A 13,688-nucleotide genomic window follows, 5' to 3' on the forward strand; every position below is an offset into this window, starting at 1 on the left:
ACAGCTACCCGAAAATAGAAAACAGTTTACTTAACAGGCTGCGTTTCTGATTATCCTGCAGCTCGCCTTTACCGCTGTATTCAATCAGCGCGTTACCGACTTTTGCAGAGCTGACAGTATTGTTCACATCAATGTCTTTGGTTCTTACCTCGCCGGAGAAGCGAATAAATTCCTTTCCCTGATTCATGGTGATCCACTTTTCACCGGCCACCACCAGGTTATTGTTCGGGAGTACTTCTACCACGTAAACCGTGATCTTGCCTTCCAGGGTATTGGACTGGCTGGCATTGGCGGAGCTGTTAAATTCACCGCCCTGTTCATGATCAACATTTAAATCATCATCGCTTATGTGTATCGGACCTGCGTTCACAGTTAGTGGTTGGATCTGAAAGCTCGCACTTTTGTCTTCATTGTAGTCGACAGATTTTTGCGAGGATGTTTGTTCGTCCAGCTCTACCAGCACCATATCGCCGACACGGAAGTTATGATGCAGCTCGTACAAGCCGGCAGCATTGTCCGGGTCAAACAGCGAACCTGTAGGAACACGAACTACAGACACGGTCTGACTGCGCGGCGGACGGAAAGTGGCTTCCCCCTGGGAAACTTCCTGCTGACTGGTATCAATGGCACGCTGTTTTACGTTCGGATTTGTCGGGCTGGACGCCACCACTTCCTCTTCTTCAGACAGGGTTGTTGTGCAGCCTGCCAGAGCCAAATGTAAAGAAGCGAAAATCAGTAAATACTGGCATTGTAATTTCATAGCTGTTTAACCAAATGTGCTTGCTGTGCACGAAATTTATTATGTTTTATATGGAGTAAATGGCCGCCGTCCTTTGCGATTCGAAATAAATACTAACTGACAAACTCGTAAAAACACGCTCAAACCTGAGCGATTTGCGAAACCTTTACAATGTTGACAAATGCCTGCCGGGTAGGGGGATTTATGCGTATTTTCGATGCAATTGGCGATTATTTTACAACAGCAGATGAGTCCGCTCAGGCCGTTTCAGACGTGGCAACTACCGCTGCGGAAGTGGTATCTGACAGTAACGGCTTTACAGCGATGCTGGCTATGCTCACATCCGCTGACGATGACACACAAACACAGGCGCAGGACGCGACGATTGCGGATATTCAGTCTCAGTTCACTTCTTCATTGGGGATCCCTGGACTGGATGAGGACGTGCTGTCATCGCTGACATCAGACTCCGGGCTGGCAAAAATGCAGAATGCGTTTCTGGCTATGTTGCAGGCTGATTTACTTTCTTCATCTGAGGCATCTTCTGAAGTTACCGGAGAGACTGCGGTGTCAGATGCTGAGGCTGAAAGTGTTGCGCTGGCAGACGGAGAAACTGGCTGGGACAGCTTCATGAATGCCGCTTTCGGTGAAGACGGGGTTGACTGGAACGATGGCTTTGATGCGGTGAATCTGCTTCACCATATCCCCATTGTCGCCGATGTGTATCAGTCGGTATCGTCAACACATATCAGTGCGGTATCTGATCTGGCGGGCAGCTTTATGTATGGTGGTCCGGCAGGGCTGGCGTACTCTGCAGCAAACCTTACCGTGCAGGAGTTTACCGGCAGTTCGATTACCACAAACCTGTGGGAACTGGGTTACGACTGGTTGTTTAACCGTGACGTGACAGGCGGTAATGAGAGCTTGACTGAAGCCGTAGCCGGGGAAGGCGGCGAGGCTGTTGCCCATTCAGCTTATCAGTTTGCCAGACGGCAATTTGATGCTGATGCGGCGGAAGAAAGCGGCAACTGATTGCCGCTTTTTGATTGTTAGCCGGTGAAGCTTGCCGGTATCGCTGAAATATTATTCGGCACCACTGACAATCTGAACCTGCGCCAGGTCGGTGTCGCCCTTAATAACTTTATAAATCGCATCCTGCACCAGCGTGCGCATGCCATCTTTCATGGCCTGCTCTTTCATATCAGACACACTGCCTTCTTTATATATCAGACCTCGAAGTTCCGGCGTCATCCCTAACAGTTCGTGAACGCCGGTACGGCCACGGTAACCTGTTCCGCCACACTCTTCACAACCGTCCGCTTTGTGCAGCATCAGAGGGGAGGGCAGATCTAATTCATTCAGGTAGCTCTCACCGTACTGACGTTTAATAAACGCAATATCATTTTCCGATGCAGGATATTGTTGCTTACAGCTTTTACACAGGGTGCGGATAAGACGCTGGGCGAGAATTCCCACACAGGCATCGGAGAAGTTTACCGGGTCCAGACCTAAATCAAGCAGACGGGTTATCGTTTCCGGTGCTGAGTTGGTGTGCAGTGTGGATAACACTAGGTGACCGGTGAGTGATGCTTCAATGCCGGCATGAGCCGTTTCTTTATCACGCATCTCACCGATAAGAATAATATCCGGGTCGGCCCGTAAGAATGCCCGCAATGCGTTCGCAAAGGTAAACCCGATTTTCGGGCTTACCTGCACCTGTTGCAGACCGGCCTGGGTAATTTCCACCGGGTCTTCTGCTGTCCAGATTTTCTTTTCAGGGGTGTTCAGATAACCGAGTACGGCGTGCAAAGTAGTAGTTTTACCTGAACCGGTGGGGCCCACTACCAGCAGAATACCGTGCGGCTTGCGGATCATGCTCTCCAGCCGGTTCATATTAGACGGTGCCAGGTTCATCTTATCGATGGGCATGGCGCCGCCGGAGGCAAGAATACGCATTACCACGCCTTCACCGGCCACAGTCGGAATGGTCGCTACCCGAACTTCAACCAGCTGACCATTCATTCGGAAAGCCAGTTTTCCATCCTGCGGTACACGCTTCTCTGCGATATTCAGATTGGACAGAATTTTTATCCGCGCAATAACCGCACTGTGGTGAGACTGAGGTATCTGACTCATATCCCGGCACACACCGTCTATGCGCATGCGAACCCGTGTGGGACCGCCTTTTTCGGGGTCAACGTGAATATCGGAGGCATTCAGTCGTTTAGCATCGTGCAGTACGCGGCTTACAAGGCGGACAACTGCCGGCGCATCGTCCGACATCTCATCAACCTGATCCTCGCCTTCGTCATCACCGGCGCTGATTTCATCGAGGATCTCACTCATCTCGCCGGGCGCACCACTGCCACCGCCTTCACCCAGGTATTGTAAAACCTGATTAGGCAGCGCCACGGCGATTTCGTAACTGTCGATACCCATGGCGCTTTCAATTTCCATGAGCAGGGCGGCGTTATTCGGCTCTGCCATCAGAACAATAGGGCGCTCATGAACATCTGCAATAACGGCAACGAGGTTACGTTTCAGATAAGACAGGTTCAGGCGGCTGTCATTCTGGAACAGATGATATTTTTCCGGCAGATACGGGATATAAGGAACCTGATAATGCACCGAAAGGGTATTACCGATATCGTGTTCACGGATGCTGTGTTCAGACATAAGACGCTGCACAATCGTGCGCTGGTCGTTGGTGCTGTTCAGCAGATCTGTGAGCGCAGCGGGTGCTATCTGATTTTTATGCAGTAATAAGTCAAAGGGGTGATTAGTGCCACCCAGCTCATAGCGGAACTTATTGCCGAGCAGCTCAGTAAGTTGCTTCGCGACGGTAAGGTCGCTGCCGTTGAACGGACCGGTCTGCTTATTAATAAGCTGCATGACACCGAGCAGTACGCCGGCATTTAAAACCGGTACGCAAAGAATGTTGTTGGTCCGGAAGTTACTGCTCTTATCGAATTTATCTGCAAAGCGCAGGCGGGGATGAATGCCTTCGAGTTCTTCTTTATTATAGGGATCTGCAATGACGATGGGGCGTTGGGCAAGTGCCACGTAACCGGCAATGGACAGCGGCGAGATGGGTACTTTAATTTCCTGCGTTGCTTTACCGGTTTTGAACCGTGCGACCAGATCCTGGTGCTGACGTCTGCGCTGGAAAATACTCATTCGCTGTGCATCGAACAACTCAAGAATGATGGGTTCGATTTCACTGAAAGCATCTAATAACGACGAGTGCTTCGCCAGAATCGTATTAATTTTATCAAAAGCGAGTTGCTGACTACTATTTCCAAGCATAAATAAGGTATCTGTCTGTGACTTATAATACAAAAAGGCAGTGCTGCCCGGCACAACCCGGAACCGGTATACAAAGAAAAAACCGGTACCTATATAAAGAGGTTTCACAATAACCCTTTATGACCAAAGCGGCAACTTGACCGTCAGACCAGAAGCGACATTTACGCTTTATTACAGTCAGACCCGCACCATTCCTTTCCGGTTCACACCCTGTTGAATAAAAATAGATCAGTTTTTCGCATTTGTGAGTTGCGCTTAACCGATAATTCTGTATAATTCGCGCCCACTTGCCCTGTACAACATGTAACAGGAGCATGGTTTCGGCCGCAGCTACACTGCTTTTAGGGTAGATGCCGAAGCTACAAAAGCGAGTAATCGGTGACGTAGCGGGCGTGTCAGAAACAAAGAACAAGATTCCAATTGGGAATCACTGGTTTATACGCACATCTTTTCGTCCCATCAAAAGAGGGAGTGAGAAGATGATTTTTTTGTTCTTTCGATTGGAGCTTAATCGATGCCAAATCAAAGAATTCGTATTCGTCTGAAAGCGTTTGATCACAAGTTGATCGATCAGTCTACGGCTGAAATCGTAGAAACGGCGAAACGTACTGGTGCTCAGGTAAGCGGTCCTATTCCTCTGCCTACTCGCAAAGAACGCTATACAGTTCTGGTTTCTCCGCACGTTAATAAAGACGCGCGTGACCAATACGAAATCCGTACTCACAAGCGTTTGGTAGACATCATCGAGCCAACTGATAAAACAGTTGACGCGCTGATGCGTTTGGACTTGGCTGCTGGCGTTGATGTTCAAATCAGCCTGGGCTAATAAGAGAGGGTATTAACAATGGCGATTGGTCTAGTCGGTCGTAAAGTGGGTATGACCCGCATCTTCACTGAAGATGGCACGTCTATCCCTGTGACTGTTATTGAAGCGACCCCAAACCGTGTTACTCAGTTACGTACTGAAGAAACTGACGGTTATCGCGCTCTTCAGGTTACTGCTGGAACTAAGAAGGCGAACCGCGTAAACAAAGCTGAAGCAGGTCACTTTGCTAAAGCTGGCGTTGAAGCAGGCCGCACTCTGGTAGAATTCCGCCTGGAAGATAACGAAGGTGCCGAAATTGAAGTGGGCAGTGAAATCACTGTTGAAATCTTCAACGACACTAAAAAAATTGATGTAACTGGTACTTCTAAAGGTAAAGGTTTCCAAGGTGCAATCAAACGTTGGAACTTCAGTTCACAGCGTATGACTCACGGTAACTCTTTGTCTCACCGTGCACCTGGTTCAATTGGTCAAAACCAATCACCTGGTAAAGTTTTCAAAGGTAAGAAAATGGCTGGTCAGCTTGGTAACAAGCAAGTGACTACCCAATCTTTGGAAGTAGTACGTGTTGACGTAGAAAATAACCTGATCCTGGTTAAAGGTGCCGTACCTGGCGCAACTGGCAACGATGTAATCGTAAAGCCAGCTGTTAAAGCGTAACGTCTGGGGAGTGAAGTGATGGAATTAACATTGAAAGATGCGCAAAGCGCTCTTGAAGTATCCGAAGCGACCTTTGGACGTGAATACAACGAAGCTCTGGTTCACCAGGTAGTTGTTGCCTACGGTGCAGGTTCTCGTCAGGGTACTAAAGCGCAAAAAACGCGTTCTGAAGTACGTGGTGGTGGTAAGAAGCCATGGCGTCAAAAAGGTACTGGCCGTGCACGTGCCGGTACAATCCGCAGCCCAATCTGGGTTGGTGGTGGCCGCGCATTTGCTGCTAAGCCTCGTGACTTTGATCAAAAAGTTAACAAAAAAATGTACCGCGGTGCTATCAAAAGCATCCTGTCTGAACTGATTCGTCAAGACCGTCTGGTTGTTGTTGAGAAGTTCGCAGTAGATGCGCCTAAAACTAAGGCTTTGGTAGCTAAGCTGAACGAACTGGAACTGAACGACGTTCTGATCGTAACTCCTGAAGTTGATGAGAACCTGTTCCTGTCTGCACGCAACCTGTACAAAGTTGATGTACGTGACGTTGCGGGTATTGACCCGGTCAGCCTGATCGCTTTTGAAAAAGTGCTGATTACTGCTGATGCAGTTAAACAGCTTGAGGAGGCGTTAGCATGAACGAAGAACGTCTACTGAAGGTGCTGAAAGCACCTCACGTTTCAGAAAAGTCTACAATGGCGGCTGAAGCCAGCAACACTGTTGTATTCAAAGTAGCTAAAGACGCGAACAAAGCTGAAATCAAAGCAGCAGTTGAAAAACTGTTTGAAGTTGAAGTAGCTGACGTACGCACTGTGAACGTTAAGGGTAAAACCAAGCGTCACGGCATGTCTTTCGGTAAGCGTAGCGACTGGAAAAAAGCGTATGTATCGCTTAAAGAAGGTCAGGACATCGACTTTGTCGGTGGCGCTGAATAAGAAGGGGATTAGAAATGCCATTAATGAAAGCTAAGCCAACTTCTGCCGGTCGTCGTCACGTTGTTCAGGTTGTTAACCCTGATCTGCACAAAGGTGCTCCTTATGCGCCTCTGTTAGACAAGAACAACAAGTCTGGCGGCCGTAACAACAATGGTCGTATTACCGTACGTCACATTGGCGGTGGTCACAAACAGCACTACCGTATCGTAGATTTCAAGCGTAACAAAGACGGCATCCCTGCCAAAATTGAGCGCTTAGAATATGATCCTAACCGTTCTGCAAACATTGCTCTGGTACTGTATGCAGACGGTGAGCGTAAGTACATCCTGGCACCTAAGGGCCTGCAAGCTGGTGACACTATCCAGTCTGGTTCTGATGCGGCAATTAAAGCAGGTAACGCCCTGCCTATGCGCAACATCCCTGTAGGTACAACTGTACACGCTATCGAAATGAAGCCTGGCAAAGGCGCGCAAATCGCTCGCTCTGCTGGTCAATACGCTCAGATCCTGGCACGTGAAGGTAACTACGTTACTTTACGTCTGCGTTCAGGTGAAATGCGTAAAGTATTGTCTGACTGCCGTGCAACAATCGGTGAAGTTGGCAATGCAGAACACATGCTGCGTTCACTGGGTAAAGCTGGTGCGACTCGCTGGCGTGGTGTTCGTCCTACAGTCCGTGGTGTTGTAATGAACCCGGTTGATCACCCGCACGGTGGTGGTGAAGGACGTACATCAGGTGGCCGTCACCCGGTTACTCCATGGGGTGTTCCTACTAAAGGTAAGAAAACCCGTAGCAACAAGCGTACTGATAAGCTTATCGTACGTCGTCGTAACAAGTAATAGCGAGGATTCACCATGCCACGTTCTCTCAAGAAAGGTCCATTTATCGACCTTCACTTGCTGAAGAAGGTAGAGGCTGCAGTGGAAGCGAACGACCGTAAACCAATTAAAACCTGGTCACGTCGTTCGATGATCATCCCAGATATGATTGGGTTGACCATTGCGGTCCATAACGGTCGCCAACATGTACCTGTCATCGTAAGTGACGAAATGGTCGGCCATAAGTTGGGCGAATTTGCGCCAACGCGTACTTACCGCGGCCATGTCGCGGACAAGAAAGCTAAACGTTAAGGGGTAGGAAATGGAAGCATTAGCTAAACATCGCTTTGCCCGCACGTCGGCTCAAAAAGCACGCTTGGTTGCGGATCAAATTCGCGGCCTGCACGTTGAAAAAGCTCTTGAAGTTTTAGCGTACAGCCCGAAGAAAAGCGCAGCATTAGTTAAGAAAGTACTGGAGTCTGCTATTGCTAACGCAGAGCATAACGAAGGTGCTGACATCGACGAGCTGAAAGTTGCGAAAATCTTCGTTGACGAAGGTCCAACGATGAAACGTATCAAGCCACGTGCCAAAGGCCGTGCCGATCGTATCTTTAAGCGCAGCAGCCACATCACTGTAGTTGTAGCGGATAACTAGGAGTAGAAAATGGGACAGAAGGTACATCCTACAGGTATACGCCTGGGTATCAGCAAACCATGGACTTCGACCTGGTACGCTAATACTGCAGACTATGCAGACAACCTGTATAACGATCATCAGGTACGTCAGTATCTGACTAAGCAGCTGAAAAACGCTTCACTTTCTAAAATCGTGATCGAGCGTCCTGCTAAGAGCATCCGTGTGACTATTCACACTGCTCGTCCGGGCGTTGTTATCGGTAAGAAAGGTGAAGACGTAGAAAAACTGCGTAATCACGTATCTAAGCTGGCCGGTGTGCCTGCTCAGATCAACATTGCTGAAGTACGCAAGCCAGAGCTGGATGCACAGTTAGTAGCTGACAGCATCTCTAGCCAGTTGGAGCGTCGTGTAATGTTCCGTCGCGCTATGAAGCGTGCGGTACAAAATGCAATGCGCCTTGGTGCCAAAGGTATCAAAGTTGAAGTTAGCGGCCGTCTGGGCGGTGCAGAGATTGCACGTTCTGAATGGTACCGCGAAGGCCGTGTTCCTCTGCACACTTTCCGTGCGGACATCGATTACGCGACTTCTGAAGCTTTAACTACCTACGGTATCATCGGTACTAAAGTTTGGATCTTCAAAGGTGAGGTTCTGGGCGGTCTGCCTACAAACCAGGAGCCGGCTGCGCCAGCTCAACCTAAGAAGAAAGGCCGCAACGCTAAGCGAGAGGGCTAAATCATGTTACAACCAAAACGCATGAAATTTCGTAAAATGCATAAAGGTCGTAACCGTGGTCTTGCTATTGCTGGTGGCAAAGTAAGCTTCGGTACTTATGGCCTGAAAGCAGTTGGCCGTGGTCGTATGACTGCACGCCAAATCGAAGCAGCGCGTCGTGCTATGACTCGTCACGTTAAGCGTCAAGGTAAAATCTGGATTCGGGTTTTCCCTGACAAACCAATTACTGAGAAGCCTCTTGAAGTGCGTCAAGGTAAAGGTAAAGGTAACGTTGAGTACTGGGTATGCCAAATTCAACCTGGCCGTGTTCTGTACGAGATGGAAGGTGTTCCTGAGTCTCTGGCACGCGAAGCGTTTGAACTGGCAGCGGCAAAACTGCCATTTAAAACAACCTTTGTAACTCGGACGGTGATGTAATGAAAGCGACTGAACTGAAAGAAAAAAGCGTAGAAGAGCTGAACGCAGAGTTGTTAAACCTGCTACGCGAACAGTTCAACTTGCGCATGCAGCATTCAACTGGTCAGCTTGAAAAAACAGACCAGCTGAAGAAAGTGCGTCGTAACATCGCGCGTGTTAAAACCATTCTGACTCAAAAGGCTGATGCGTAATGACTGAGCAAAAAATTCGTACAGTACAAGGTCGTGTGGTTAGCAACAAAGGTGATAAGTCTATCACTGTTGTTGTTGAGCGTTTCGTTAAACACCCTATCTACGGGAAGTTCATCAAGCGTTCTACTAAGCTTCACGCCCACGACGAAAGCAACGTTGCTAACGAAGGCGATACAGTCACTATCCGTGAGTGTCGTCCTGTTTCCAAGACTAAGACTTGGACACTGGTTGACGTTGTAGAAAAAGCTAGCATGTAATTGCTCGTTCTTTTCTTAAAAAGCCCGGTTAATCCGGGCTTTTTTGTGCCTGCAATTTGCCATTCATAATTACTTACATACTGATCCGGCGCGAATCTCTGTTTAACGATATCCTTTGTGTTTTAGAATAGTGTTACTGTGCGTGTGCGAAAACACATATCTGCACTGACTTCACAGCGCAATAAGAAATAATAATGAATAACACGGAGACGGAAATGAAACCCAATATGAAAACCCTCGCAGGCTTTGCACTGAGCCTTGTAGCTGCATCTATCATCGGATGTTCACCTGCCAGCGAAAAGACGCAGGAAACCACAGCCCCTGTTGCAGCGGAACAAACTGCGCAATCAGAAGCCGAAAGGCTTAATGCCTGGTTTGAAGAGCAGTATGAGAAGCAACTGCAAATGTCACCCATCACTTTAACCATGCGTGGCCGCAAAGAGCGCTACGGTGAAATTGATGATGCATCGGAAAAGGCTGCTGAAGAGCGGTTTGCCATGCTGGAAGCCGCTGTTGAAGAAATGAAATCCACCTTCGATTACGACAAGCTGGATGATGCGGCAAAGATCTCATGGAATATCCTGGTTTACTCTTATGAACAGGATAAGCTGATGAAGCCTTTTGAGCGCCGTGAATACATCTTTAATCAGATGTTTGGTATGCACACGTCTCTTCCTACAGTTTTAATTAATTATCACAAAGTCGAAAGCGAGCAGGACTTAAAGGACTACGTAAGCCGTCTGGGTGAAACCGGCCGGGCGATGGATCAGTTAATCGACCGCGCGCGCATCAACGCCGATGAAGGTGTGAAGTCACCGTACTTTGCTTATCAGGGCGTCATTGAACAAAGTAAAGGCATTATCTCCGGAAAGCCCTTTGACGATTCTGAGAACGACAGCGCCCTTTATGCAGATTTTAAAGCCAAAGCACAATCTCTTGTCGATGCCGGTGAGCTGACACAAGAGCAGGCTGACGGTTACCTTAAAGACGCCGAAGCCATGCTTACCACTAAGCTTGGGCCTGCATATCAAACGCTGATTGACTGGTTTGAAGCTGATCTGCCTTCGCTGGATAAGAATGCTAAAGGTGTCTGGGCACTGCCGGACGGCGAAGCCTATTACAATGCCATGCTTGCACGCTCCACTACCACGGACATGACTGCGGATGAAATTCACGAACTGGGGTTAAAAGAAGTCGCCCGTATTCGTAAGGAGATGGAAAAGGTAAAAGCAGAGCTTGGATTTGAAGGTTCTCTTCGTGAGATGTTTGATTACTTCCGTGAAGATAAAACCGATGAACGTCTCTATTACCCGAATACCGATGAGGGCCGTGAGGGTTATTTGAGTGATACCCGTACCTACATCAACAACATGAAAGAAATGCTGCCTGATTACTTTGGCCGTCTTCCTAAGGCAGACCTTGTGGTGAAACGGGTTGAGCCTTTCCGCGAGCAACCGGGTGCTGCACAGCATTACTATCCGAGCTCTCCTGATGGTAAGACGCCGGGCGTTTACTACGTACACCTGATTGATATGACCATGATGCCAAAAAGCGAAATGGAAGCGATTGCTTATCACGAGGGTGTGCCGGGCCATCACATGCAAATTGCCATTGCTCAGGAACTGGAAGATATTCCCACATTCCGCACACAAATGTTCTTCACCAGCTATGTGGAAGGCTGGGCACTTTATGCAGAGCGTCTTGCCAGCGAAATGGGCGCTTACAAAGAGCCGGTAAATAACTTTGGCCGTTTGCATTCTGAAATGTGGCGTGCAATCCGTCTTGTTCTGGATACCGGAATTCACGCGAAAAAGTGGACAGAGCAACAGGCTGTAGACTATTTCATTGATAACTCGCCAATTTCTGAAGGTCAGGCGAAATCAGAAGTTCAGCGCTATTTTGTTATGCCGGGTCAGGCGACTGCTTACAAAATCGGTATGCTGAAAATTCTGGAACTGCGTGAGAAAGCAAAAACCGCGCTGGGTGATAAGTTCGACATCCGCGGATTTCACGACCTGGTATTGGGTGGCGGTGCCGTGCCGTTAAGCACGCTGGAGCTGATGGTCGACGACTGGATTAAATCTCAGTCTTAATGTTGCCAGAGGTTGTTCAGGGGCTTTGCCCTGAACAACCTGCTTTAAGCTATTGCCCGCGTTTAATTACGCGTTCACATTTTCCCTTCCACTCATCATCCAGTACATCGAGTTGCACATACTCTGCTGCTTTTTCGGGATTACCCTTGTCATAAACGGCCGTCATTAAATCAGCAACGCTGACCGTTTTATCTGCTCTGGAAATCAGCTTTACTTCATCTCCGGTGTTCAATGTGCCTGTTTCAATCACGCGAAAATACCAGCCGGTAATGCCTTCATTTCCAACGAAGCGATCAAGGTTCTTTATATCGAAGCGTTGGGAAATTTTATTACAGGGGGCGCGGGGTGCACCAACCTGTACAACAATCTCACCCATCTGCCAGACGTCTCCGATGAATACGTTGGTGTCGTCCATGCCTTCAACTATCAGGTTTTCGCCAATGGTGCCCGGGACAAAGTTACCCTCAGGAAACGCTTCTGATAAACGTTCATAACCACGGTGACTGAATTGATGGAGCACTTTCTCCGGACCACCATGCAGCTTCTTATTTCCCTGTTCATCTTCCTCAGTGCCGGACGTCAGTACTGTAAGAAAAGGAACGGGTTGTTTCTGAATGGCGCTGGGTGCTCCACGCGGACCAAAGGGGACCGGTTTAGCTGCGTATAAAGCTTCGATATGCATGATAGTTTCCACAACAGAGAAGGGTTAGCGTGTTACTTTAAAAAAAACTGCAGCGTATTTAAACCTTTTACATGTCGTCTGCGACTAACCTGAAAACACACGTGAACCGGGTTTATGCCCTTTGCTACCGGCTAACGGGAGACAAGTCGCTGGCTGAAGATGCGACACAGGAAGTCTTTATACAGGTATGGCGGAAGCTCGGTAATTATCAGGGACGGAGTCTGTTCAGTACCTGGCTGGACAGCGTAACCGCGAATGTGACTATCAGTTATATGCGCAAGCAAAAAAGCTGGATGCGGCGGCTATTCGATACCGCTGAGCAGATTGACAACGAGGCAGGTACAGCATCATGCAGCAGCGAGGTGGATCTGGAACGATATATCCGGCAATTGCCGGAACGGGCACGGGGACAGGCTCTGGTGAATGTACTGAGCCGGCAACACGAACAGCAAAAACAACAACTGCTGGTGCGTTTTCAGGACCAGACAGCGGTCACTGACGACTGGCAGACACAAATTCAGGAACTTGAAGATGCGGCAGCAGCAGTAAAGCTTGCTCTGAAGCAGGATCCTGACAACACAGCGTTACTGGGTATGCTGCAGCATATTTATCAACAACAACTGTTACTGATTGAGCGGGTGCACGCGCCCAAATGGCAACAAATTTGATAAAAGGACCGACAATGCGGTTAATTCAACATTTACACCCCACAATAAAACAAACATTTCTGTTAGCGGTAATACCGGCAATCAGTTTCAATGCAATGGCCGGAGAAAAGGTGGATAAAACGTTTACCACTTCCGCATCGCCTATTGTTGAAATAGAGCATGTGGCAGGCAAGGCAACGATCACCGGCTGGGATAAAAACGAAGTGAAAGTGTCCGGTGAATTAAGCGACCGGACAGAAGCGTTTATCTTTGAGAAAAAAGGCGATGACGTCATTCTGAAGGTAGAAACAAACCATCGTAAAATTGACTGGCGGGATAAGAATCCGGGCGACGGTGATGATTTAACTATTTTTGTACCGGCTAAATCCGGTTTGTCTTACACCGCCGTTGTGGCAGATGTGGAAGCCAGCAGGCTGACTAATTCTGTTCAGTTCGATGTGGTCAACGGCGATATCACTGCCAGTTTAACGCTGGCAGAGAAAGGGGATGTGGATGCCTCGTCAGTTGGCGGAACACTGCATCTTAAGATGCAGAAAGGTGTGTCTGCGAGGGTGGAGATGCAGGCGCATGCCGGTGGTGATATCGTGAACAGGCTCACTGCAGATAAACCATCTTCAGCGAAATATGGTCCGAATGAATGGCTGGAATTTACGGCAAACGGGGGCAGAGCCACAATAGAAATGTCTACGGTTCATGGAGAACTCATTGTTGAGTAAAGGTTATGATGTTATTTTTATGTAAATAA

Annotated in this window: 18 protein-coding genes; 15 read left to right on the forward strand and 3 right to left on the reverse strand. The window is 48.5% G+C overall.

Going from position 1 to position 13,688, the window contains the following annotated elements; all coding sequences use genetic code 11:
* Positions 1-4 precede the first annotated feature (4 nt).
* A complete protein-coding gene (locus DS731_RS02320) occupies positions 5-760 on the reverse strand; it encodes a flagellar basal body L-ring protein FlgH (protein WP_119499826.1) in 756 nt (251 codons plus the stop codon).
* A 183-nt stretch (positions 761-943) separates the two neighbouring features.
* Between DS731_RS02320 and DS731_RS02325 the strand changes: the two genes are divergently transcribed.
* The gene (locus DS731_RS02325; RefSeq protein WP_119499827.1) at positions 944-1,771 is read left to right on the forward strand and encodes a hypothetical protein; all 828 of its coding nucleotides are present in this window, start codon (positions 944-946) and stop codon (positions 1,769-1,771) included.
* 51 nt (positions 1,772-1,822) lie between these two features.
* Here the strand turns inward: DS731_RS02325 and DS731_RS02330 are convergent, their stop codons facing one another.
* A complete protein-coding gene (locus tag DS731_RS02330; RefSeq protein ID WP_119503265.1) occupies positions 1,823-4,045 on the reverse strand; it encodes a GspE/PulE family protein in 2,223 nt (740 codons plus the stop codon).
* Positions 4,046-4,559: 514 nt separating this feature from the next.
* On the opposite strand from DS731_RS02330, the gene rpsJ reads away from it, so the two are divergent.
* The 12 genes from rpsJ (at position 4,560) to DS731_RS02390 (ending at position 11,593) form a co-directional block, all read left to right on the forward strand.
* Positions 4,560-4,871: a 30S ribosomal protein S10 gene (rpsJ, locus tag DS731_RS02335; protein WP_008845776.1), complete on the forward strand. Its 312-nt coding sequence runs from the start codon at positions 4,560-4,562 to the stop codon at positions 4,869-4,871.
* An 18-nt stretch (positions 4,872-4,889) separates the two neighbouring features.
* Complete coding sequence (gene rplC / locus DS731_RS02340; RefSeq protein WP_119499828.1) at positions 4,890-5,528, forward strand: 50S ribosomal protein L3; 639 nt, start codon at positions 4,890-4,892, stop codon at positions 5,526-5,528.
* Between the two features lie 18 nt (positions 5,529-5,546).
* Entirely contained in the window at positions 5,547-6,152 is a 606-nt protein-coding gene (gene rplD, locus DS731_RS02345) for a 50S ribosomal protein L4 (protein ID WP_119499829.1), read from the forward strand.
* Positions 6,149-6,448 carry a 50S ribosomal protein L23 gene (gene rplW, locus DS731_RS02350; RefSeq protein WP_119499830.1) on the forward strand — a complete coding sequence of 100 codons (300 nt, stop codon included), beginning with the start codon at positions 6,149-6,151 and terminating at the stop codon, positions 6,446-6,448. The genes rplD and rplW overlap by 4 nt, the downstream gene beginning before the upstream one ends.
* A 14-nt stretch (positions 6,449-6,462) precedes the next feature.
* Positions 6,463-7,287: a 50S ribosomal protein L2 gene (gene rplB, locus DS731_RS02355; RefSeq protein ID WP_119499831.1), complete on the forward strand. Its 825-nt coding sequence runs from the start codon at positions 6,463-6,465 to the stop codon at positions 7,285-7,287.
* A 15-nt stretch (positions 7,288-7,302) separates the two neighbouring features.
* Positions 7,303-7,578 carry a 30S ribosomal protein S19 gene (gene rpsS, locus DS731_RS02360; RefSeq protein ID WP_119499832.1) on the forward strand — a complete coding sequence of 92 codons (276 nt, stop codon included), beginning with the start codon at positions 7,303-7,305 and terminating at the stop codon, positions 7,576-7,578.
* A 10-nt stretch (positions 7,579-7,588) separates the two neighbouring features.
* A complete protein-coding gene (gene rplV / locus DS731_RS02365; protein ID WP_119499833.1) occupies positions 7,589-7,921 on the forward strand; it encodes a 50S ribosomal protein L22 in 333 nt (110 codons plus the stop codon).
* Between the two features lie 9 nt (positions 7,922-7,930).
* Positions 7,931-8,635 carry a 30S ribosomal protein S3 gene (gene rpsC, locus DS731_RS02370; RefSeq protein WP_119499834.1) on the forward strand — a complete coding sequence of 235 codons (705 nt, stop codon included), beginning with the start codon at positions 7,931-7,933 and terminating at the stop codon, positions 8,633-8,635.
* A 3-nt stretch (positions 8,636-8,638) separates the two neighbouring features.
* Positions 8,639-9,052, forward strand: coding sequence for a 50S ribosomal protein L16 (gene rplP / locus DS731_RS02375; protein ID WP_070125803.1), 414 nt, complete (start codon positions 8,639-8,641; stop codon positions 9,050-9,052).
* Positions 9,052-9,243 (forward strand): 50S ribosomal protein L29, encoded by a 192-nt coding sequence (rpmC, locus tag DS731_RS02380; protein WP_119499835.1) that lies wholly within the window; start codon positions 9,052-9,054, stop codon positions 9,241-9,243. Before rplP ends, rpmC begins: the two co-directional genes overlap by 1 nt.
* Entirely contained in the window at positions 9,243-9,500 is a 258-nt protein-coding gene (gene rpsQ, locus DS731_RS02385; protein ID WP_119499836.1) for a 30S ribosomal protein S17, read from the forward strand. Before rpmC ends, rpsQ begins: the two co-directional genes overlap by 1 nt.
* A gap of 215 nt (positions 9,501-9,715) precedes the next feature.
* Positions 9,716-11,593, forward strand: coding sequence for a DUF885 domain-containing protein (locus tag DS731_RS02390; RefSeq protein WP_119499837.1), 1,878 nt, complete (start codon positions 9,716-9,718; stop codon positions 11,591-11,593).
* 49 nt (positions 11,594-11,642) lie between these two features.
* Here the strand turns inward: DS731_RS02390 and DS731_RS02395 are convergent, their stop codons facing one another.
* Positions 11,643-12,275, reverse strand: a complete 633-nt coding sequence (locus tag DS731_RS02395; RefSeq protein ID WP_119499838.1) for an MOSC domain-containing protein — start codon at positions 12,273-12,275, stop codon at positions 11,643-11,645.
* Positions 12,276-12,376: 101 nt separating this feature from the next.
* On the opposite strand from DS731_RS02395, the gene DS731_RS02400 reads away from it, so the two are divergent.
* Positions 12,377-12,943 (forward strand): RNA polymerase sigma factor, encoded by a 567-nt coding sequence (locus DS731_RS02400; RefSeq protein ID WP_161599080.1) that lies wholly within the window; start codon positions 12,377-12,379, stop codon positions 12,941-12,943.
* Positions 12,944-12,957: 14 nt separating this feature from the next.
* The gene (locus DS731_RS02405; protein ID WP_232373463.1) at positions 12,958-13,659 is read left to right on the forward strand and encodes a hypothetical protein; all 702 of its coding nucleotides are present in this window, start codon (positions 12,958-12,960) and stop codon (positions 13,657-13,659) included.
* Positions 13,660-13,688: the final 29 nt, after the last annotated feature.

The organism is Alteromonas sp. RKMC-009 (assembly GCF_003584565.2).
Lineage (GTDB): Bacteria > Pseudomonadota > Gammaproteobacteria > Enterobacterales > Alteromonadaceae > Alteromonas.

Coding starts and splice junctions, on each gene's coding strand:
- DS731_RS02330 (WP_119503265.1), bottom strand. CDS start 4,045: ATGCTTGGAAATAGTAGTCAGCAACTCGCTTTTGATAAAATTAATACG.
- rpsQ (WP_119499836.1), top strand. CDS start 9,243: ATGACTGAGCAAAAAATTCGTACAGTACAAGGTCGTGTGGTTAGCAAC.
- rplV (WP_119499833.1), top strand. CDS start 7,589: ATGGAAGCATTAGCTAAACATCGCTTTGCCCGCACGTCGGCTCAAAAA.
- rplD (WP_119499829.1), top strand. CDS start 5,547: ATGGAATTAACATTGAAAGATGCGCAAAGCGCTCTTGAAGTATCCGAA.
- rplB (WP_119499831.1), top strand. CDS start 6,463: ATGCCATTAATGAAAGCTAAGCCAACTTCTGCCGGTCGTCGTCACGTT.
- rpsC (WP_119499834.1), top strand. CDS start 7,931: ATGGGACAGAAGGTACATCCTACAGGTATACGCCTGGGTATCAGCAAA.
- rplP (WP_070125803.1), top strand. CDS start 8,639: ATGTTACAACCAAAACGCATGAAATTTCGTAAAATGCATAAAGGTCGT.
- rpsJ (WP_008845776.1), top strand. CDS start 4,560: ATGCCAAATCAAAGAATTCGTATTCGTCTGAAAGCGTTTGATCACAAG.
- DS731_RS02405 (WP_232373463.1), top strand. CDS start 12,958: ATGCGGTTAATTCAACATTTACACCCCACAATAAAACAAACATTTCTG.
- rpmC (WP_119499835.1), top strand. CDS start 9,052: ATGAAAGCGACTGAACTGAAAGAAAAAAGCGTAGAAGAGCTGAACGCA.
- DS731_RS02320 (WP_119499826.1), bottom strand. CDS start 760: ATGAAATTACAATGCCAGTATTTACTGATTTTCGCTTCTTTACATTTG.
- rpsS (WP_119499832.1), top strand. CDS start 7,303: ATGCCACGTTCTCTCAAGAAAGGTCCATTTATCGACCTTCACTTGCTG.
- DS731_RS02325 (WP_119499827.1), top strand. CDS start 944: ATGCGTATTTTCGATGCAATTGGCGATTATTTTACAACAGCAGATGAG.
- DS731_RS02390 (WP_119499837.1), top strand. CDS start 9,716: ATGAAACCCAATATGAAAACCCTCGCAGGCTTTGCACTGAGCCTTGTA.
- DS731_RS02395 (WP_119499838.1), bottom strand. CDS start 12,275: ATGCATATCGAAGCTTTATACGCAGCTAAACCGGTCCCCTTTGGTCCG.
- rplW (WP_119499830.1), top strand. CDS start 6,149: ATGAACGAAGAACGTCTACTGAAGGTGCTGAAAGCACCTCACGTTTCA.
- rplC (WP_119499828.1), top strand. CDS start 4,890: ATGGCGATTGGTCTAGTCGGTCGTAAAGTGGGTATGACCCGCATCTTC.